Annotated in this window: 15 protein-coding genes; 7 read left to right on the top strand and 8 right to left on the bottom strand. The window is 59.1% G+C overall.

The genetic code is table 11. The features are described 5' to 3' along the window. Positions 1-30 precede the first annotated feature (30 nt). From purH to Q674_RS36100, 4 genes are all read left to right on the top strand, one after another. Positions 31-1,611, top strand: coding sequence for a bifunctional phosphoribosylaminoimidazolecarboxamide formyltransferase/IMP cyclohydrolase (purH, locus tag Q674_RS36115; protein ID WP_023009585.1), 1,581 nt, complete (start codon positions 31-33; stop codon positions 1,609-1,611). Positions 1,612-1,633: 22 nt separating this feature from the next. Then, positions 1,634-2,920, top strand: a complete 1,287-nt coding sequence (purD, locus tag Q674_RS36110) for a phosphoribosylamine--glycine ligase (protein WP_023009584.1) — start codon at positions 1,634-1,636, stop codon at positions 2,918-2,920. A gap of 103 nt (positions 2,921-3,023) precedes the next feature. Continuing rightward, positions 3,024-3,959 carry an alpha/beta fold hydrolase gene (locus Q674_RS36105; RefSeq protein WP_023009583.1) on the top strand — a complete coding sequence of 312 codons (936 nt, stop codon included), beginning with the start codon at positions 3,024-3,026 and terminating at the stop codon, positions 3,957-3,959. A gap of 78 nt (positions 3,960-4,037) precedes the next feature. After that, positions 4,038-5,609: a cation:proton antiporter family protein gene (locus tag Q674_RS36100; protein ID WP_023009582.1), complete on the top strand. Its 1,572-nt coding sequence runs from the start codon at positions 4,038-4,040 to the stop codon at positions 5,607-5,609. On the opposite strand, the gene senA is transcribed toward Q674_RS36100, so the two are convergent. The 3 genes from senA to Q674_RS36085 all read right to left on the bottom strand — a co-directional run bounded on the left by senA (position 5,579) and on the right by Q674_RS36085 (position 11,494). Then, positions 5,579-6,913: a selenoneine synthase SenA gene (senA, locus tag Q674_RS36095; protein WP_023009581.1), complete on the bottom strand. Its 1,335-nt coding sequence runs from the start codon at positions 6,911-6,913 to the stop codon at positions 5,579-5,581. The genes Q674_RS36100 and senA overlap by 31 nt on opposite strands. 295 nt (positions 6,914-7,208) lie before the next feature. Then, positions 7,209-10,319 (bottom strand): efflux RND transporter permease subunit, encoded by a 3,111-nt coding sequence (locus Q674_RS36090; protein ID WP_023009580.1) that lies wholly within the window; start codon positions 10,317-10,319, stop codon positions 7,209-7,211. Continuing rightward, positions 10,319-11,494, bottom strand: coding sequence for an efflux RND transporter periplasmic adaptor subunit (locus Q674_RS36085; RefSeq protein WP_023009579.1), 1,176 nt, complete (start codon positions 11,492-11,494; stop codon positions 10,319-10,321). Before Q674_RS36085 ends, Q674_RS36090 begins: the two co-directional genes overlap by 1 nt. A gap of 221 nt (positions 11,495-11,715) precedes the next feature. Between Q674_RS36085 and Q674_RS36080 the strand changes: the two genes are divergently transcribed. Beyond that, on the top strand, positions 11,716-12,324 hold the full coding sequence (locus tag Q674_RS36080) for a TetR family transcriptional regulator (RefSeq protein ID WP_023009578.1): 609 nt from the start codon (positions 11,716-11,718) through the stop codon (positions 12,322-12,324). Positions 12,325-12,331: 7 nt separating this feature from the next. On the opposite strand, the gene Q674_RS36075 is transcribed toward Q674_RS36080, so the two are convergent. After that, complete coding sequence (locus Q674_RS36075; RefSeq protein ID WP_011786870.1) at positions 12,332-14,149, bottom strand: SLC13 family permease; 1,818 nt, start codon at positions 14,147-14,149, stop codon at positions 12,332-12,334. 261 nt (positions 14,150-14,410) lie between these two features. On the opposite strand from Q674_RS36075, the gene Q674_RS36070 reads away from it, so the two are divergent. Further along, positions 14,411-15,793: a sigma-54 dependent transcriptional regulator gene (locus tag Q674_RS36070; RefSeq protein ID WP_011786871.1), complete on the top strand. Its 1,383-nt coding sequence runs from the start codon at positions 14,411-14,413 to the stop codon at positions 15,791-15,793. Then, positions 15,790-16,851, top strand: coding sequence for a transporter (locus tag Q674_RS36065; RefSeq protein ID WP_011786872.1), 1,062 nt, complete (start codon positions 15,790-15,792; stop codon positions 16,849-16,851). Before Q674_RS36070 ends, Q674_RS36065 begins: the two co-directional genes overlap by 4 nt. A 6-nt stretch (positions 16,852-16,857) precedes the next feature. Here Q674_RS36065 and Q674_RS36060 read toward each other — a convergent pair whose 3' ends face one another. From Q674_RS36060 to Q674_RS41355, 4 genes are all read right to left on the bottom strand, one after another. After that, positions 16,858-17,322 (bottom strand): hypothetical protein, encoded by a 465-nt coding sequence (locus Q674_RS36060; RefSeq protein WP_011786873.1) that lies wholly within the window; start codon positions 17,320-17,322, stop codon positions 16,858-16,860. A gap of 4 nt (positions 17,323-17,326) precedes the next feature. After that, positions 17,327-17,977, bottom strand: coding sequence for a C39 family peptidase (locus Q674_RS36055; protein ID WP_227501244.1), 651 nt, complete (start codon positions 17,975-17,977; stop codon positions 17,327-17,329). A 150-nt stretch (positions 17,978-18,127) separates the two neighbouring features. Beyond that, complete coding sequence (locus Q674_RS36050) at positions 18,128-18,466, bottom strand: hypothetical protein (RefSeq protein ID WP_011786875.1); 339 nt, start codon at positions 18,464-18,466, stop codon at positions 18,128-18,130. A 52-nt stretch (positions 18,467-18,518) separates the two neighbouring features. Further along, entirely contained in the window at positions 18,519-19,694 is a 1,176-nt protein-coding gene (locus Q674_RS41355) for a hypothetical protein (RefSeq protein ID WP_023009576.1), read from the bottom strand. Positions 19,695-19,943 lie beyond the last annotated feature (249 nt).

Below are 19,943 nucleotides of genomic sequence, written 5' to 3'. Positions count from 1 at the left end.
GGCTTATCTGACCAGCGAAGAAAGTGACCCATGGCAAACCAGGCAAACACCCCCGTCCGTCGCGCCCTGATCAGCGTGAGTGATAAAACCGGCATCGTCGATTTCGGCCGTGCCCTCACCGAACGCGGCGTCGAGCTGCTCTCCACCGGCGGAACCTTCCGCCTGCTCAAGGAAAACAACGTACCGGTCACCGAAGTGTCCGATTACACCGGTTTCCCGGAAATGATGGATGGCCGGGTCAAAACCCTGCACCCGAAAATCCACGGCGGCATTCTGGGCCGGCGTGGCACCGACGATGCCATCATGGCTGAGCACGGAATCAATCCCATCGACATGGTGGTGGTGAACCTGTATCCGTTCGAGGACACCGTGGCCAACCCGGACTGCGACCTGGCCACAGCCATTGAAAACATCGACATTGGCGGCCCCACCATGGTTCGTGCCGCCGCCAAGAACCACAACGATGTTGCCATTGTCGTGAACGCCTCCGACTACAACCGCGTTCTGAAAGAACTGGCGGACAACGACGGCGAGCTGACCTACAGCACCCGCTTCGACCTGGCCGTGAAGGCCTTCGAGCACACCGCCGGCTACGACGGTGCTATTGCCAACTATCTGGGCGGGCGTACCCCGGATAACGACAACGCCGACTTCCCCCGCACCTTCAATGCCCAGTTCGTGAAAGTTCAGGATATGCGCTATGGGGAAAACCCGCATCAGCGCGCTGCCTTCTACGCCGAACGCCACCCGAAGGAAGCCTGTGTCGCCACCGCCAAACAGCTTCAGGGCAAGGAACTGAGCTACAACAACGTAGCCGACACCGATGCGGCGCTGGAGTGCGTCAAACCCTTCGCCGACCCGGCCTGCGTCATCGTCAAGCACGCCAATCCCTGTGGCGTGGCCATCGGTGCCGACATACTGCAGGCCTACGACCTGGCCTTTGCCACCGACCCGACGTCGGCCTTTGGCGGCATCATCGCCTTCAACCGTGAACTGGATGCGGTGACCGCCAAGGCCATTGTGGATCGCCAGTTCGTGGAAGTGATTATCGCCCCGAGCGTTGCGCCGGAAGCAGTCGAGATTGTTGCCGCCAAGAAGAACGTACGCCTGCTGGCCTGCGGCGAATTCGACGGTGAACGCGCCCAGACCATGGACTACAAGCGCGTCACCGGCGGCCTGCTGGTGCAGGATCGCGACCTGGGCATGGTGGCCATGGAAGACGTGAAAGTGGTCACCGAACGCCAGCCCACCGAGCAGGAACTAAACGACCTGCTGTTCGCCTGGGAAGTGGCCAAGTACGTTAAATCCAACGCTATTGTCTATGCCAAAGCCGGTCGCACCATCGGCGTCGGCGCCGGCCAGATGAGCCGCGTCTACAGCGCCAAGATTGCAGGCATCAAAGCCGCCGACGAAAACCTGGAAGTGAAGGGTTCCGTCATGGCGTCGGATGCATTCTTCCCGTTCCGTGACGGCATCGACGCCGCGGCCGAAGCCGGCATTACCGCCGTGATTCAGCCAGGCGGCTCCATGCGCGACCAGGAAGTGATCGATGCCGCCAACGAGCATGGCATTGCCATGGTCTTCACCGGCATGCGCCATTTCCGTCACTGATCGAAGAACTCAGGAGTAACACATGAACATTCTGGTTATTGGCGGTGGCGGACGTGAGCACGCCCTGGCGTGGAAAGCCGCCCAGTCACCGCAAGCGGATAAAGTGTTTGTCGCACCGGGTAACGCCGGCACCGCCCGGGAACCGAATCTGGAAAACGTCGACCTGGACGTGATGGACCTGGACGGCCTGGCCAACTTCGCCGAGCAGAACAACGTCGGCTTGACCATCGTTGGCCCGGAAGCCCCGCTGGTGGCCGGCGTGGTGGACAAATTTGAAGCCCGCGGCCTGCGCATCTTCGGTCCCAGCGCTGGCGCCGCCCAGCTGGAAGGCTCCAAGGCCTTCACCAAGGACTTCCTGGCCCGCCAGAAGATTCCCACCGCCGACTACGCCAATTTCACCGATGTCGACGAGGCCCTCGCCTACGTGCGTGAAAAAGGCGCACCCATCGTGGTTAAAGCCGACGGCCTGGCTGCCGGTAAAGGTGTAATCGTCGCCATGACCCTGGCAGAAGCCGAAGATGCCATCCGCGACATGCTCGCAGGCAACGCCTTTGGCGATGCCGGCAGCCGCGTGGTGGTGGAAGAGTTTCTGGACGGCGAAGAAGCCTCCTTCATCGTGATGGTCGACGGCAAGAACGTACTGGCCATGGCCACGTCTCAGGACCACAAGCGCGTAGGCGACGGCGACACCGGCCCCAACACCGGTGGCATGGGAGCTTATTCTCCCGCCCCGGTGGTCACTGCCGATGTGCACCAGCGGATCATGGACGAGGTGATCTACCCCACGGTCAACGGCATGGCGGCGGAAGGCCATCCGTACAAGGGTTTCCTGTACGCCGGCCTGATGATCGATACCAGCGGTGCCCCCAAGGTCATTGAGTTCAACTGCCGCTTTGGCGATCCGGAAACCCAGCCGATCATGCTGCGCATGAAGTCCGACCTGGTGGAACTGTGCCAGGCCGCCGTGGATGGCAAGCTGGACGCGTGCGATTCCGAGTGGGATGAGCGCGCCTCTGTCGGCATCGTACTCGCTGCCGGTGGCTATCCCGCCAGCTACGACAAGGGCGATGTCATCTCCGGCCTGCCGGACGGTGAAACAGAAGGTGAGAAGGTCTTCCACGCCGGCACCAAACTCAACGGCGACGACGTAGTCACTGCCGGGGGCCGCGTGCTCTGCGCTACCGCTCTGGGCAACACCGTCACCGAAGCCCAGCAACGGGCCTATGAGCTGGCAAAGAAAATCAGCTGGAACGGCATGTTCTACCGCAACGACATTGCCTACCGGGCCATTGCCCGGGAGCAGAGCTGAGGCTCCGGCTCGCCGAGTAACAGCGTCAGCCCGGTCATTGACCGGGCTTTTTTATGGGTTAGTGTTGGCATTCAATAATAGCCATAACGAAAAGGAGTTCCCTGTGCGCCGCACTCACCTGAAGCTGTTCCTGCTGCTGACCGTTACCCTGCTGGTCAGCGCCTGCTCCCGCCAGAGCATCTACGAAAACGCCATAGGCTGGGAACGCTCAAGCGCCGGTCTGGAGGCCGCGCAAGTCACCGTTGGCGATCTGGACATTGCCTACCTTCGCAGTGAAGAACCGGTCGATGGCGACACCCTGGTGCTGATTCACGGCTTCGGCGCAAACAAGGATAACTGGACCCGTCTGGCCAAAGAGTTCCAGGGTGAGTTCAACATCTATGCCCTCGATCTGCCAGGCCATGGCGACAGCAGTAAACCCCTGGACATCGGCTACCGTTTTGAGGATCAGGTAGATTACGTCCACCAGATACTGAAGGAGCTCGGGGTGGAACGCTTCCACATGATGGGCAACTCCATGGGCGGCGCCATCACTGCCCTCTACGCTGCCACCCATCCAGAACAGGTTCACACAGCCGTACTGTTCGACCCTGCCGGTATCTTCGAATATGAAAGTGAGCTGGTGGACCTGGTCATGGATGGCGACAACCCGCTCATCCCGAAACGGGAAGGCGATTTCGACCGCCTGCTGGACTTCGCTCTGGAAAAACGCCCTTTCGTGCCCTGGCCGATCTTTGACGTGATGGAAGAAAAGGCCATCGCCAACCGGGAAGTCAACGAAGTCATTTTCCGGGCCATCCGAGACACCGGCTTCGAGCCGGATTTCCGCAACGCCATAACCAACATCCAGGCGCCGGTTCTGGTGGTCTGGGGCAAACTCGACCGGGTAATTGACTATCGCAATGCCGATGTCTTTGTTGAGGCTATCCCGAACGCGCGCAAGGCCATTCTCGATGATATCGGCCACGCGCCGATGGTGGAGGCGCCGGAGGAATCGGCAGCCCTGTTCCGGGACTTTCTTGCCGACCGGCAACCCTGAAACCAATCGCCACTACAGCTAGGCCCGAAAAAAAGGTAGGCTTCAGAGCTTTGGATTCCGTCGTCAGAAGATTCGCCCATGCCTGAAGCCATCTGGATAAGTTTTGCCTTTGTTATCGGCCTTCTCGTCAAGGGAATCGGTTTGCCTCCGCTGGTGGGCTATCTGGCCGCCGGCTTTGTGCTCAGCGGCCTCAGCGCAACTACCAGCATCACTGCAGAGCCCACCGATGTACTGGCCCACATTGCTCATCTTGGCGTTTTGCTGCTCTTGTTTACAGTCGGCCTGAAGCTGAAGCTACGCTCCATTGTCAGCCCGGAAGTCATCGGCGGCAGTCTGCTCCACTTTGCGATTACCTGTGTGGTGTTTGCCCCCGGCCTCTACCTGCTTTTTGACCTGGACTGGACAACGGCCCTGATGCTGGCGATCGCCCTGTCCTTTTCCAGCACCGTACTGGCCGCCAAGGTACTGGAAAGCAAACGGGAACTCAGAGCCTTCCACGGCAGGGTCGCTATTGGCATATTGATCATGCAGGATCTGATTGCACTGGTGGTGATGAGTCTCGCGGCCGGCAAAACCCCCTCAGAATGGGCCGTCATTGTATTCGGCCTTCCGTTGCTCCGGCCGCTGCTCTACAGGCTGCTGGATGCCAGCGGGCACGACGAACTGCTGGTACTGCTCGGGCTTTTACTGGCCCTGGTGGTTGGTGGCCTTGGGTTTGAGGCCGTGGGTCTGAGCTCGGAACTGGGTGCATTGGTGTTCGGTGCCATGCTGGCCAACCATCCCCGTTCCCAGGAACTGGCCAAGTCCCTTTGGAGCGTGAAAGAAATCTTCCTGGTCGGTTTTTTCCTGCAGATCGGCATTGACGGCCTGCCAGACCAGCAAGCTCTGATCTTTGCGGCAGTAGCAGCCTTGCTCTTGCCACTCAAAGGCATCCTGTTCTACTTCCTGTTGCTGGCTTTCCGCCTGCGGGCTCGCAGTAGCTTCCTCACCTCATTGTCACTCACAAACTACAGTGAATTCGGGCTCATTGTCGCCAGTGTTGCCCTGCCAGAATGGCTGGTTCCGCTGGCGATATCGGTTTCCCTGTCGTTTGTATTTTCGGCGCCGCTCAACCGGTTTTCCCACAGTATTTACGAGCATGTTGCCCACAAGCTGGTTCGTTTCGAGAGTCAGAAACGTCATCCTGATGAGCAACCTATCTCCCTGGGTACTACACGGGTTCTGGTGATGGGCATGGGGCGAACAGGCACTGCGGCTTACGATTGGCTTGCGCCCCATGAAACGCGAATCATGGGGATCGACTCAGACCCTGCCAAAACCGAGAAACACCAGAAAGATGGGCGCAATGTCGTCTTTGCAGACGCCGAAGACACCACCTTTTGGGAAGGTCTGCACATGCCGGAACTCAACTCGGTGGTGCTGGCAATGAGTGACATCGAAGGCAAGCTTATCGCCGCGCGGATGCTGCGCAAGCTCGGCTTCGAGGGCTATATCGTGGCGCACACCATGTATGCCGATGAAGCCGTAAAAATTCGCGAAGCCGGCGCCAATGATGCCTACCTCACGATGAGTGAGACCGGTGTGGCCCTGGCAAGTCACCTTATGGACAAATCAGGAATTCAGGCGGCGCAGGTGCGGAACCCGGTGTAAACATCACTGCGAAACGGCAGATACGCCTGCCGGTAGGTGCCACGGATCAGGTTGGATGAGGTGGCACAGCTGCCGCCCTTGGTGACTTTGTGCGTGGCAAACTGCAGGGTCGACATGAATGGGTACATATCTACCTTGAAGCCGTCATAGGGCAGGAACTCGTTGCTCGTCCATTCCCACACCGAGCCAACCATCTGCCGGCAGCCAAACGGGCTATCGCCGGCCGGGTAATCCGACACCGGGTTACGAGCCATGGTCCGGGCATTCATATCCGCCCGCACAGCATCCGGTGACTCATTACCCCACGGAAAACGCCGAAAAGGGCTACCGGGTTTATTGCCCAGCGCCGCCACTTCCCATTCATACTCGGTCGGCAACCGCCGCCCGGCCCAGGTACAGAAGGCTTCCGCCTCCCAGTAGCTGACATGGGTAACCGGAGCGTCTGGCTGCAACGGCAGCCAGCGGTCGAACACCCGTACCTGCCACTGTTCGTCATGCCACCGCCAATACAGCGGATGTCGGGGCAGCCGCATCATTGGCTCGCCAACCCCATGGACCAGGCTGACGTCCTGCTCCGATTCCAGCCACTTGCGGCCGCCAAACGACCAGAGTTCGGGGCGCCTGTAACCATCATCGTCTACAAACGCCTGGAATTCCCCGTTGCTCACCAGCGTGCGACTGATGGCAAACGCCGGCAGCTCTACCTCAAAACGGGGCTTCTCGGCATCAAAGGCAAAGTCTTCGGTCGCGTACTGTTGCGACTCACCGGGCATGCCAATCACCCAGCGACCGGCCGGGATCTGAGCATCACCGCTGATCGACTCGCCCGGAGCAGGCCGATCACCTTTGTAATCCAAAGGCGCCGGATAGCCGACTGTCTGCCGACACCAGATCAGCGACTCGATGTGCATATTCTGGTGATAAATGGCGTAGCGGTAGAGATACAGCTCCTGGTCGCTCAGCTCCCCACCCTTGATGCGTTCGGCAACCCGGTCGTAGATGGTGTTGAAATACTTGAGAGTTTCCTCCCGGCCCGGAAACAGATCCCGACTCCAGCGATCTTTGTGATCGACATGGAATGAATCCCACAGGTCATCCATGGAGGGATCGTAGCTCGGTGTTCCGTCCAGCAGGTTGAAGACAAAGACCTCGTAGAAAAACGCTGAGTGGCCCATTTCCCAAAGTGGCGGATTCACCCCCGGATGATACGGGACCTCGAGCTTGTCTTCCGGTAACGACACAATCAGGCTCTCGGTGCGGACGCGAGCCTTTTCCAGTTCATCCAGAAGCTCTTTTTTGTTCATGGTTAGACCTTATCTCTCTCAGCCTGAAACCTCGGTGCAGGAGCAAGTTCCGAGAGGCTTTCCAAAAAGCGCTCCTGCCGGCACATCCATGTGTCGCTTATGTTCCGCCATCCATGGCTCCACAAATTTTTGGAAAGCCTCTCGGAACTTGCTCTTCATACGCTTTAGATAGACGAGAGTATCAAACAAAAAACCGCCGCCGGTAGTCACCGACGACGGTTATCTCTTTATGACGACGATAGCCTGCCCCGATTCAGCTCACTCGCAAGTGGCAAGCAGGGCGCAAAAACTGCGATCAGGCGGCTTTGCGTTTGCGCCGCCAGTCCGCCAGGTCTTCGATCAGCTTGTAGAACAAGGGCACGAAGAACAGGGCCAGGGTACTGGCCACCAGCATGCCGCCAACCACCACGGTACCGATTTCCTGCCGGCTCACGGCACCCGCGCCGGTACTGAATGCCAGCGGCAAAGAACCCACGATGAACGTCAGCGCGGTCATCATGATCGCCCGGAAGCGCTGACGGGCTGCGGTGCTGGCGGCCTCGAACGAACTCATGCCCGTTTGCCGGTTCTGGGCGGCGAACTCAACGATCAGAATCGCGTTTTTCGCCGCCAGGCCAATCAGCACCAGCAACCCTACCTGGAAGTAGATGTCGTTGGGGAAGCCACGCAACAGCGAGGCCAGTGCCGCCCCGAATACCCCGAAGGGCACCGCGGTAGCCACTGCCACCGGCAGACCCCAGCGCTCGTATTGGGCGGCGAGGATCAGAAACACCAGCAGCAGCCCCATGCCAAAGGCGAGGGTGCCGGAGTCCGCAGAGTCCTGCAGCTGATAGGCTTCACCGGTCCAACCCAGCAACGTGTTTCGGTCAAACTGCTGATTGGCAACTTCCTGCAGCGCGGTCAGGGCTTCGCCCGTGGTGTGGCCCGGCGTCGGGTCCGCAAGCAGTTTGGCCGCGGGGTAGACGTTAAAGCGGTTCAGGATGTCCGGTCCGCTCACCCGCTCCAGCTCCACGAGTGAGCTCAGGGGAATCATCTCCCCATAGGAGGAACGCACAAACACCTTGCGCAGGTCATCCGGGTGGCTTCGGAATTCGCCTTCAGACTGCAGTGTCACCTGCCAGTTTCGCCCCTGGAGGGTAAAGTCGTTTACATACAGGCCGCCAAACGTGCTCTGCATGGTGGTGAAAATCTGATCCACCGGCACACCTGCCGCCTGGGCCTTTTCCCGGTCAACAATCGCCTGATAGCGGGGAATACCGGTATCCAGGGTCACCCGGACGTTGGTCAGTTCCGGGCGCTGGTTGGCAGCCTGGGTAAACCGGTCCGCCATCGCCTTGATCTCGGCTGGTGTGCGGCCACCACGGGCCTGGATGTAACCTTCCACACCGCCGGTGGTCGACAGCCCCTGGATCGGTGGCGGGGTAAAGGCAATGACAAAGGCTTCGGGCATACCAAACCCGATACCCATAATCTTGTTGGCAATGTCGGCCGCGCCCTGGCCTTCGCCTTCCCTCTCAGCCCAGTCCTCCAGCGTGACGAACGCGACACCGCTGTTGGTGCGCAAGGCACTGGAAATAATGTCAAAACCGGCAAAGGCGACAACGTCTTTCACCTCAGGCAGCTGCAGCATGTTCTGCGCCAGCTCGTCCCGGGTGGCTTCGGTGCGGCTGAGGGAAGAGGTAGCCGGTAATGAATAAGCCGTCAGCACAAAGCCCTGGTCCTCCTGGGGGACCAGCCCGGACGGCATCTTGTTGAGCAGGAAAACGGTGCCACCGAGCATGGCTGCGAACAGCAGTACGCCGATCACGGCGTGGCGCAGTAGCCAGTCCACAACCGCCGAAAAACCGTTGGTGACCTTGTCGAAACCGGTATCGAACCAGCGGAATACGGTGAGCTGTTTGCCTTCATGGCCGAGCAACAGGGCGCACATGGCAGGCGTCAGCGTCAGGGCGACGACACCGGAGATCACCACAGATACCGCAATGGTGATAGCAAACTGCCGATAGAGTTCACCACTGAGCCCACCCAGGAACGCAACCGGTGCAAACACCGCCACCAGCACCAGCGTGGACGCCACCACGGCCCCGGATACCTGGCTAACCGTAGTCACGGCGGCATTGTAAGGCGACATGCCCTCTTCCTTGATCAGCCGTTCTGCGTTTTCCATGATGATAATGGCGTTATCCACCACCACACCGATGGCCAGTATCAAGCCAAACAGGGTCAGCAGGTTGACCGAGAACCCCATGGCCTGCATGCCGGCAAAGGTGCCCACCAGGGACACCGGAATGGCGATCAACGGAATCAGCGTGGCGTTGAAATGCTGCAGGAACAGGAAGGTCACCACAACCACCAGCAGCACCGCCACGATGAAGGTGGAGATCACCTCCTGAATGGAGATATCAATGAAGCGGGTGGTGTCGTAGGGTACATTGTATTCGAGGCCTTCCGGGAAACGGTCGGCAATTTCCTTCATGGCTTCGTTCACCGCTTCCGCAGCATCCAGTGCATTGGCGCCCGGCTGCAGATACACACCCATCGGCACCGTGGCTCCGCCGTTATAGATGGCGGCGAAATCATAGTTCTGGGCGCCCAGCTCTATCCGTGCCACATCTTTCAGGCGCAACGACGCGCCCTGATCATCACTGCGAAGAATCACTTCGCCAAATTCTTCCGGGCTGGTGAGCCGGCCCGGAGCGGACACGCTGAAGGTGAACGCCTGGCCTTCCGGCGCCGGCTCTGCCCCGATCCGGCCAGCTGCAAACTGGGCATTCTGGGCCCGAAGGGCGCCAGCCACATCCGCGGGTGTCAGCTCGAACTGGGCCAGTTTGTCCGGGCGCAGCCAGATACGCATGGAGTAATCCTGGGCGCCAAACAAAGAGGCGTCCCCGATGCCGGGCAGGCGCACCAGCTCATCCAGCACGTTCAGCAACGCGTAGTTGGAAATCTCCACCACATCCATGGAGTTGTCCGGTGAGGACAGGGTAATCACCTGCAGGATTGAGGTGGAACGGGATTCCACCTTCAGACCCTGGTCCCGGACGGTCTGAGGCAACCGGGCCAAAGCCTGCTGCACACGGTTGTTGACGTTGATCGTAGCCTGGTCCGGATCGGTGCCGATTTCAAACGACACCGTCACCCGAAAGCTGCCGGAGTCGGTCGCACTGGATTCCATGTAGATCATGTCGTCCACGCCGTTGATTTCCTGCTCAAGCGGCGCCACCACCGAATCGGAAATCACATCGGCACTGGCTCCCGGGAAGCGGCCGTCCACCACCACCTGAGGCGGCACCACGTTGGGGTACTGTTCTACCGGCAAACCCAGCAGGGCCAGCGCACCACCAAGGGTAATGATGATCGAGATAACCGAGGCGAAAATCGGCCGGTCGATGAATGTTCGCAGCATCAGTTGGCCTCCTCCGGGCTATCCGGGTTGGTGACGTTGACGGCGGCGCCATCACGGAGGTTCACCAAGCCACTGACGATTAAGCGATCGCCCGCTTGCAGGCCGCTCAGGAGGATCTGCCGGCCATCACTCACCGGCCCAAGCTCCACCTGCCGGACCGAGGCCTTATTGTCTCCATCAACCACATAGACCACGGGGCCATTCTGCCCCTGAGTTACCGCCTTCTCGGGCACGGCAATCGCATCGTCAAAACTCTGCAGCTCCACCCGCACCCTGACAAACTGTCCCGGTACAATCACATGCTCCGGATTCGGGAACACGGCACGGGCCGACACCGTGCCGGTACGGGGATCGAGGGTTGAAGCGGTGAAATCGATGCGACCATCAAGGTCGTATTCACTGCCATCGGCCAGAATCAGACGCGCCGAGACATTCTGTTCCTGGTCTGCCCGCGCCATGCCCTCACGGGCGGCACGGCGAATGTTGGCGTCGTTTTCCGGAAGCGCAAAGCGAACGTGGACCGGATCCAGCTGAACAATAGTGGTCAGCAGGGTACCGGTATCAATCAGGCTGCCCTCCGGAAAATCCTCCAGACTGGTCACACCGCTGATCGGTGCGGTTACATCGGTGTACCCGAGATCCAGTTCCGCCTGGGCCACACCCGCATTGGCCACAGCCAGGTTGGCCCGGGCCAGCTCCAGTGCGGACTGAGCCGAATCACGATCCCGTTCGCTGACGGCATTGCGCTCGAACAGTGAGGAAATTCGCTTCCATTCACGCTCGGCCTGTTGAACGTCGGCCTCAGCCACCTGGCGCTGAGCCCTGGCTCGCTGCAATGCCGCTGCGGCAGGTTTTCGATCGATTCGGAACAGGGCGTCTCCTTCACGCACCATCTGGCCTTCCTCATACAACCGTTCTTCCAGAATGCCGCTGATGCGGGCCCGGACTTCCACCTCCCGGGCACCGCGGGCACGACCGGCATAATCCTGTCGCACGGTGATGTCAACAGGCTCCACCTGTTGCACCACAACCGCCGCCGGTGGCATACCGCCCGCCCCAGCCTGCTGGCCCTCGCCATCCTCAGTGCTGCACCCCGCTAGCATCAGCAACGTAGACAAACCAGCAAAAAGCAGCCCCTTGCGGGCATTAGGGCGATGATACATTTCAACGGGCATGGCGCGGTCTCCTGAACACCGAAACAGATCGTGTCATCAATTATGTATTTGTGTCCGGGCAAGCCAGCCCGGAATGGCAATCGGGAAGATGAGGCAAGATACATTCATCCATGTATGTATGTAAACTGCTTTCGGGTATACTTACGTACTTCCCCGCAGACGGTTCATATCCTGACGGGGCCGGACCAAGCCGGCGCAACACACCACCGGAAGACTTCATCATGGCGAGAAAGACCAAAGCCGAGGCGGAAGCCACCCGCGAATCCCTTCTCGATGCAGCCGAAAGCGTATTCATGGAGAAAGGCGTCGCCAGGGCGTCGCTGGAGGAAATCGCCCGTACCGCCGGTGTTACGCGGGGCGCGGTGTACTGGCATTTCCGCAACAAGCAGGACATCCTGGATGCCATGCTGGAGCGGGTTCGCGCGCCCCTCGGCGAAATGCTCGATGAAGCCGCCATCAGCCAGGACAGCCTGACCAACCTGAAGCATCTCTGCGTTATCGCTCTCAGCAAGCTGGCCGAAGACGAACAGTACTTCCGGGTGTACTACATCCTCTTCCACCGCAACGAATCTGATCAGGCGCTGAACAAACACCGGGAGCTTGCGGAAGAGGGAATTGCCTTTGTGACCGACATTTTCCGCAGTCCTGAAAACGCGAAAAAACTGCGTCCGGGCCTGAGCCCGGAACTGGCGGGCTATCTGGTGCATACCCAGATGCTGGGACTATTTTTCGACTGGCTGGCCAAACCTGAGCGCCTTCCGCTGGCCGAGGTTGCACCGATACTGGTGGAAACCGTTTTCAGTGGTCTGCTGGGTGAGCCGGAAGCCTGAGCTCCAGTCAGCCCCATACCCAGAGAATAACCGGCACCGCCGTGGCGGTGACCACCACAGACAGTGGCAACCCCAGGCGCCAATAATCGCCGAACCGGTAACCCGCGGGTTCCATGACCAGCGCATTGGATTGATGCCCTATCGGCGTCAGAAACGCGCAGGATGCGCCAATGGCGACGGCCATCAGTGTGGCATCCGACGACAGCCCCAACTGACCGGCAACGCCCAGCGCAATCGGTGCGACCAGAATCGCTGCCGCGGCATTGTTCACCACATTGGACAGCAACATAGTGCCGACAAGAATAATGGACAGCACCAGCCAGGGCGCCTGCCCCTCACTGATGGCCAGAATCTGACTGGCAATAAGGTCGGCTCCGCCGGTGGTTTCCAGAGCCTGCCCCACCGGAATCATTGCCGCCAGCAATACCACCACCGACCAGTCGATGGCCTTGTAGGCATCACTGGCCTCCAGCAGTCCGGCCAGCACCATGGCAACGGCGCAGGCCACCAGAGCAACGGGAGGCGTCACCCAGCCGGCGACAATACTGACGATGGCAACTGCAAACAGCCCGCCGGCCAGCCCAAGGCGTTTTTCCCGGCCAAACGCCAGCCCCCGTTCAGCCAGCGGCAGGCAGCCCAGCGTCCTCAGGTTACCCGGAAGCGTCTCCTCGAAGCCCTGCACCAGGAGGATATCACCAGAACGGAAACGGATATCCGCCAGCCGCTGTTTGAGACGGTGGCCCTGCCGGGCGACGGCCACCACGTTGACACTGTAGCGCTCCCGAAGATTCAGTCGGTTTGCGGTGCGGCCGACCAGTTGGGAACCGGGCGTCACAACCGCCTCGATCAACCGGGCATCGCCGGCAACCAGCTCTTTCTCCGCCTGCTGTCGCCGCCCTTCGTCCCCCGTGTCATTCTCTTCTGTTTCCTCGTCGGGAGCACCCGAGGCCAGAGCCAGACCGGTGATCTCAAGAAACTCGCCCAGACTCTCGGTATCGGCTTCCACCAGCAGAACATCATTTTCACGAAGAATGGTAAAGGTTGACGGTGCCGGCGTTGTTTTGTCATCGCGGATCAAAGACAGCACCACCAGATTGTTCTGGCTGTCTCCGGCCGTCAGGAGGTTGTGCAGGGTTCCTCCTGCAAAGTCAGAGCCTTCGGGCAGTTTCAGTTCAGTCAGGTAATCGCCCACGCTGAACAGTTTGTCGCCGGCGGCAGGATCCTCCCGCTTAGGTGTCAGGCGCCAGCCGATCAGCCCGATAAAGACGATGCCCGCCAGAGTAATTGCCAGCCCCACGGGAGCAAAGTCGAACAGCCCGAAGGCTCCGGCCTCACGATAGCTGGCGATGATGATGTTGGGCGGGGTACCGATCAGCGTAATGGTGCCGCCCAGCAGCGACCCGAACGCCAGCGGCATGAGCAGCAGTGACGGCGAACGCCCGGCTTCCCGGGACATCCAGATGGCGACCGGCATCAGAAGCGCCAGCGCCCCCACATTATTGATAAATGCCGAGCACACGGCCACCACGAGGGTCAGGGTCAGTACCTGAATCATGGCGTTGTTCCCTGCCCGGGCCAGCAGCCGCGCCACCTGGTCCACCACACCACCGTTCACCAGCCCCTGGCTGATAACCAGCACCGCCGCCACGGTAATCACGGCCGGGTGCCCGAAACCGGAGAATACGCTGTCAACCGGCACCAGTCCCGCGATGGCCACCGCCAGCAGCGCCAGCATGGCAACAACATCAAACCGCAACCGGTTCCAGATAAACGCAGCCAGGGTGACAAACAGAACGGCAAACACGATCCAGAGATCCGCTACCATGCCCCTCGACATCCTCCATAACCGTCAATAAGTTTTACAGATCGAGCCTGCGCTGGCTCCGGAACCATCAGCAAGCATCTGTATTAACGGGATTACCCGATTCTGGTGCAAAACCTGCTATCGATCACCTGAGATATTACCTGCATGGAAGCCCAGGCAGGTCACAGGGTCGTGGTCGACTATAGCAGTTCCCGCAGTAGTGCCCTCTCGTTTTTGAATACAGCGTTGTCGGTTGTTCAGTCCCTTTGCCGGAGCAAAGCTATGGAACAGAAACGACCGCTTGTCTGGTTGTCGGCGGCCTCTGATGCTGAAAATACAAGGCAGCCAAGCCTTCCCGGGTGGCATCTGACCGTCATCAGTAGTCGGCATGCCCCCGTACTGCCGATGCCCGACTATCTTGGCAAACCCGTTGGGGTCTGTTTTCTGGCTGACCAGGATCCGGCCGCCCTGGAGACCATCAGAGGCTGGCTGGAGATGCTTCCGGAAACCTCCTGGCTGGCCGTGGTCAGGCGACGGCAACTGAATGACGCGGCGGTCTGTCGCCTGATCCGCGACTACTGCCAGGATTACCATACCCTCCCACTGGACCACCAACGACTGATCAACAGTCTGGGCCACATGTGGGGCATGCATTCCCTGAGTACGCACCTGACAGGACCGGAACTGCTCAGTTATCAGGACTATGTACTGGATGGCCCATCGCCGGCCATTCGTCAGGCTCGCAGCCTGTTGCGACGCTTTGCAGCGACCCATGAACCCGTCATCGTTTACGGGGAGAATGGCACCGGCAAGGAGGCAGCGGCCCGGTTTATCCATGAACACTCTCCGCGCCATCACGGGCCTCTGGTTGTCATCAACTGCGCCGCGTTACCAGAGTCCCTGACCCAGAGCGAACTGTTCGGCCATGAGCGGGGTGCCTTCACGCACGCTCTGAAATCCAGAAAAGGCCGTATCGAAGCCGCCAATGGCGGCTCTCTGGTGCTACTGGGTGCCGACGAACTGGGGCTTATGCAGCAATCGGCCATCCTGCGTTTTCTTGAGGAAGGCACTATCGAACCCGTGGGCTCGAACCATGCCGTGCAGGTGGATGTACGGGTAATCGCCACCTGCAATACCCAGCTCGACCAGAAAGTGACCCAGGGCAGTTTCAGAAGCGACGTTTTCTACCGGCTTGGTAACCTCACGGTGACCCTGCCACCACTCAGGGAACGTCTGGAAGACCTGCCGTATCTGGCCCGGCGGGCCCTGGGCGCATCGGAGGGAGAACACTACCGGCTTGGCAACGCCACCTTGCTGGCCATGGCCGCACATTCCTGGCCGGGCAACCTGCGGGAGCTCCAGAACCGACTCCGGCAAGCCGTCCTGCTTGCCCGGCAATTGAATATCCAACCCGAAGACCTGGGCTTGCCCCCGGCCACATTACCCACACACATCGACCAGTTCAGCCTGGAGGCCTATCGCGCCCGAGCCGACCAGGAAGCCATTGCGACCAGCCTTGCCCTGACGCATCACAACATCTCGGCGGCGGCGAGGCTACTGAATATTTCCCGAGTGTCGTTTTACCGACTGCTGGAAAAACACCAGCTGCAACCACCGTCGAACCACGGCCTTCCCAAGAAACGCGATCATGGAGATCTGTCATGAAACGTCTGGCCCTGTTCAGCTTCAGCCTATGCCTTACCCCGCTTGCCCTGGCCGAACCTCCTGCTCCGGATGAACGCACCGCCGGAACCACTGAGCAGAGGGAAGCGGCGGCCCAGGACAGCGCAACCACGATTGCCTCCATTACCGCAGACCGGGGTATCGTCACCCGGCCCGGGCGATTTACCATCGAGCCATCGTTTTCCCATGCCCACAGCAACGCCACCCGCGTGGCGGTTGAGGGTTACACAGTCATTCCGGCCCTGTTGGTGGGTTTGATCAATATCTCCGAGATCCAGCGCGATATCTTTGTCAGCGCGCTGTCCCTGAAATACGGTTTCACCAGCCGGCTGGAAGGTAGCCTGCGGGTGCCCTACCTGAGCATTCGGGAAGACCTTCGGGAACGGGAAGTGTTTCAGGGAACGCCAGTCGATACCGTGCGGGAATCGTCCGGTGATGGCATCGGTGATGCCGAGTTGTCGATACGTTACCAGCTCAACGATGGCCTCGATGGCTGGCCTTATCTGATCGGTACTTTCCGGGCCCGGGCGCCCACCGGCGAAGGCCCCTACGATGTCGACCAGCGAATCATTACCGACAGCAGCGGCAACCCCATCGGGGTAGAGCTGGCCAACCGCCCCACCGGTTCAGGCTTCTGGGCGGTGGAACCGGGACTTTCCTTTATCTACCCGAGCGACCCGGCAGTTCTGTTCGGAAACCTGAGTTACGCCTGGACCATCAAGGAAGAGCAGGGCTTTGAAAACGGCGGCACCGTCGACCCCGGTGACGTGGTGCGATTCGGCTTCGGAATGGGCTTTGCATTTAACGAACGCACTTCGTTCAGCCTGGGCTACGATCATTCGGTCATTCGCAAAACCACCTTTGAACATGGCAACGACCTGTTCTCGTCCAACTTCGACCGAATTCAGGTGGGCTCCTTGTCCTTTGGGCTGTCGCACCGGCTATCGCCCTCAACCACCATGAGCCTCACCGTGGCGGTGGGAGTCACCGACAATGCTCCAAACAGCGAGATCACCCTCAAGCTGCCGATCAATCTCTGAGGCTGATCACGGCAACATGGGCAGACTGAAATCCCGAGGCAACCGATAGGCGCCACCGAGGTTGTTCAGTTCAATATTCAGTTGCCGGATGTTCTGGATGGTGGTTCCGTTCAGGCTGTTCTGGATGACCGTCATCCAGCCGCCCGTGCCGGCCACTGCGGTATCAAGCGCCAGTTGCCCTGCTCCGCTCTCCCAGGCTCCCTGAATGGATGCCAACTGGGTACTGAGTCTGTCTGCGGCCATGGGATCATTCAGATTCGGAATGGTCAGGCGGTTCACCACCAGGGTCTGACCGTTCACGGCCAGTACCTGCTCAAGGCCGATGGAGATCTCCAGATTGTTCATCACAAAGCCGCCCCGGAGCTGATCCAGCTCGGCATCCGCCAGACTGGTGACCGGTAACCGCAGATCAGCGTGAACCGGCCCGGCTAGCAGACTCAGGGAGATCAGAAAAGCGTATCGTTTAACCATGGCCTTACCACTCCTGTGTGCTGGGCCAGTATGGCAGCGTATGGCCCAGTGCCGGCGAGCCGAGGCCCTTGAACAGAGGCGCCCGGGCCAGGCCCGGCCAGTCGTCCCGGTCCAGAAAACTGGCTCGCCCCATATCGAGATGGCTGCGTATCACGAAGGCGGAGCCATCCCAATGCTCCTGGAATTCTGCCCAACTGTAGGCTTTAAGCCCCCGGGCCGGATCGCCCACCAGCACTTCCTGATCACTGATGCCCTTGATCACCACAAAATGCCGGTAGCCACCCAGCGTTACCAGGGCAATCACCGGCACGCGAACCTGGTCCCTGAGACCGGCCAGCGGCATGCGAAATCCGTCCGCCAGATAACCTTCGGACTCCAGATAACGTTTCATATCCAGCATGGAAAAGCCCTGCTGACGGACTTTGTCCTGATCCGCCAGAGTCCACATACCTTCAAACACTTCCTGCTCACTGACCTCATCGCCATAGTGAAAAGACAACAGCGATGCCAGTGCCGCCGAGCCACAGCTGAAATCGTATTCCTGCTGGAACACAGCCGAGAATCGCTGATTCTGAAAACTGGTGACAGACACCGGAACATCCCCGGCAGGCCCGGGAACCAGCACGGTGCCGGCGTGACCGGCTGTAGACAACATCCCAGCCAGCACACCGGTCAAACAACACCTGAAAAGCGGCCAGTGGGAAAGGCCGCCACACCTGGGCGCTACGGGAGTTGCCGACAGCGCCTGACGGCTACGTCCCTGACGGTTCCCGATGCGATTGGTAGCCATGGCGGCCGCCCCTCCTCAATGGTTGATGAGAATATTGATTTGCGTGCTGTCCTGAATGACCACCTGGTTGCCGGTGTTCTGGATGACTGTGGCAATGCCGCTCATGTTGCCGAAGGCCTGATCACTGATACGGTTGTCTCCGGTCTTGACCGGTCCAGACAACACGTTGCCAGACACCAGAGCGTTCTGTTCTGACTCATTGAGTTGCCACTGGAGCGGAATTCCCTGTCGCCCGCTGGCAGCCTCCAACTGATCAGCACTCATTGGCTCCGCATCAGGCCAATCCCCGGCCCAGCTTGCAGACGCCACAGACACCAGCGCAGCCATCAGCATCCTGTTGATGAATCTGGCCATGACACATCTCCCGACTAAACCGGGCTGCCCTGACCGGGCAGCCCGACCTGTCTCAGTTGCTGCCACCACCGGTACTCAGGTTGGACATTACGCTTACATTGGCCTGGGTTACGCTGCCAACGCCGGCATTCTGGGCAAATGCCCCGACCCCGGTGAAGTTAGCGGAGCCACCACTGATCTCGTTACCAGTGCGGGTATCCACATAGGAACCTTCACCGTTGGCGCTGCCATAGGTGACATTGGTGCCAGAGACCGAGCCATTAAGCTCTGCATCGTTCATGAACACTTCCAACGACAGGTTCAGCGTGGTGGTGCTGTTGTCTGAGTTGTCACTGCTGTCACTGTTGTAGGAATCGGTGGCATTGGTGGAGTTATCAGAACTGTCACTGTTGCCACTGTCCGCGATCTTGAACGAATCGTTTACGTTGGTGCTGTTGTCGGAATTATCGGAGTTGTCAGAGTTATCTGAGTTGTCCGAATTGTCGGAATTATCCGAGTTGTCCGATGCATCGGTGTTGCCGCTGTCGGCAATCTTGAAGGCATCGTTCACGTTGGTGCTGTTATCGGAGTTGTCAGAGTTATCTGAGTTGTCCGAATTATCGGAGTTATCCGAGTTGTCGGACATGTCATTGCCACTATCAGCAACCTTGAAGGAGTCGTTGACACTGGTGCTGTTGTCAGAGTTATCCGAGTTATCGGAGTTGTCTGATGCATCAGTATTGCCACTGTCGGCAATCTTGAAGGCGTCGTTGACACTGGTGCTGTTGTCCGAACTGTCGGAATTATCCGAGTTATCCGAATTGTCGGAATTGTCAGACGCATCGGTATTGCCGCTGTCGGCAATCTTGAAGGCGTCGTTCAGGTTGGTGCTGCTGTCCGAATTGTCGGAATTATCCGAGTTGTTCGAATTATCGGAGTTATTGGAGTTGTCCGAATTATTCGAGTTATCAGACATGTCGTTTCCGCTGTCGGCGATCTTGAAAGAGTCCGCCACATCGGTACTGTTGTCTGAATTGTTGGAGTTATCGGAGCTGTCCGAGTTATCGGAGTTGTTGGTGGAGTTGTCGTTGCCGGAGTCCGCGTTACCGGAATAGTTGGTATTGGCAGCGGAGTTGTCGTTGGCATTGTTATTGGGGTCACCGTCCCCACCCTGGTCAGCCAGTGCAAATCCGGAGATACCCATGCTCATGGCGATGGCAGCGGCTAGCAGATTTTTCTTGGTATTCATGATGTCATGTCCTTTTGATGGTATTGGCTTAAAGGGGTCCAACCCATCCCGCCAGCATTCGGGTAAGCCAAGGTCCAGACCCGCAGAAGACAAGAGCGATTCCCGTGCCAGAAGCCAAATAAATTACTCAGGACATTGAAAAATAAAGAGAAATAAAAATTTCAAGAACACCAGAAAACAACTGTGAACTGACGAACTGTTGCGCTAGTGAAACAGCAAACGGTGGCTACATATCGGCCATTTCGCTTT

It is taken from the genome of Marinobacter sp. EVN1, from assembly GCF_000475375.1.
Lineage (GTDB): Bacteria > Pseudomonadota > Gammaproteobacteria > Pseudomonadales > Oleiphilaceae > Marinobacter > Marinobacter nauticus.
Note: the sequence above shows the minus strand (reverse complement) of the source record. Positions and strands in the feature narration are given on the sequence as shown.

What these genes read in the sequence shown, in the direction of transcription:
- Q674_RS36065 (WP_011786872.1), top strand. Translation starts at nt 15,790, where the DNA reads ATGAAACGTCTGGCCCTGTTCAGCTTCAGCCTATGCCTTACCCCGCTT.
- Q674_RS36100 (WP_023009582.1), top strand. Translation starts at nt 4,038, where the DNA reads ATGCCTGAAGCCATCTGGATAAGTTTTGCCTTTGTTATCGGCCTTCTC.
- Q674_RS36070 (WP_011786871.1), top strand. Translation starts at nt 14,411, where the DNA reads ATGGAACAGAAACGACCGCTTGTCTGGTTGTCGGCGGCCTCTGATGCT.
- senA (WP_023009581.1), bottom strand. Translation starts at nt 6,913, where the DNA reads ATGAACAAAAAAGAGCTTCTGGATGAACTGGAAAAGGCTCGCGTCCGC.
- Q674_RS36060 (WP_011786873.1), bottom strand. Translation starts at nt 17,322, where the DNA reads ATGGTTAAACGATACGCTTTTCTGATCTCCCTGAGTCTGCTAGCCGGG.
- Q674_RS36090 (WP_023009580.1), bottom strand. Translation starts at nt 10,319, where the DNA reads ATGCTGCGAACATTCATCGACCGGCCGATTTTCGCCTCGGTTATCTCG.
- purD (WP_023009584.1), top strand. Translation starts at nt 1,634, where the DNA reads ATGAACATTCTGGTTATTGGCGGTGGCGGACGTGAGCACGCCCTGGCG.
- Q674_RS36080 (WP_023009578.1), top strand. Translation starts at nt 11,716, where the DNA reads ATGGCGAGAAAGACCAAAGCCGAGGCGGAAGCCACCCGCGAATCCCTT.
- Q674_RS36085 (WP_023009579.1), bottom strand. Translation starts at nt 11,494, where the DNA reads ATGCCCGTTGAAATGTATCATCGCCCTAATGCCCGCAAGGGGCTGCTT.
- Q674_RS36055 (WP_227501244.1), bottom strand. Translation starts at nt 17,977, where the DNA reads ATGTTGTCTACAGCCGGTCACGCCGGCACCGTGCTGGTTCCCGGGCCT.
- Q674_RS41355 (WP_023009576.1), bottom strand. Translation starts at nt 19,694, where the DNA reads ATGAATACCAAGAAAAATCTGCTAGCCGCTGCCATCGCCATGAGCATG.
- Q674_RS36050 (WP_011786875.1), bottom strand. Translation starts at nt 18,466, where the DNA reads ATGGCCAGATTCATCAACAGGATGCTGATGGCTGCGCTGGTGTCTGTG.
- purH (WP_023009585.1), top strand. Translation starts at nt 31, where the DNA reads ATGGCAAACCAGGCAAACACCCCCGTCCGTCGCGCCCTGATCAGCGTG.
- Q674_RS36075 (WP_011786870.1), bottom strand. Translation starts at nt 14,149, where the DNA reads ATGGTAGCGGATCTCTGGATCGTGTTTGCCGTTCTGTTTGTCACCCTG.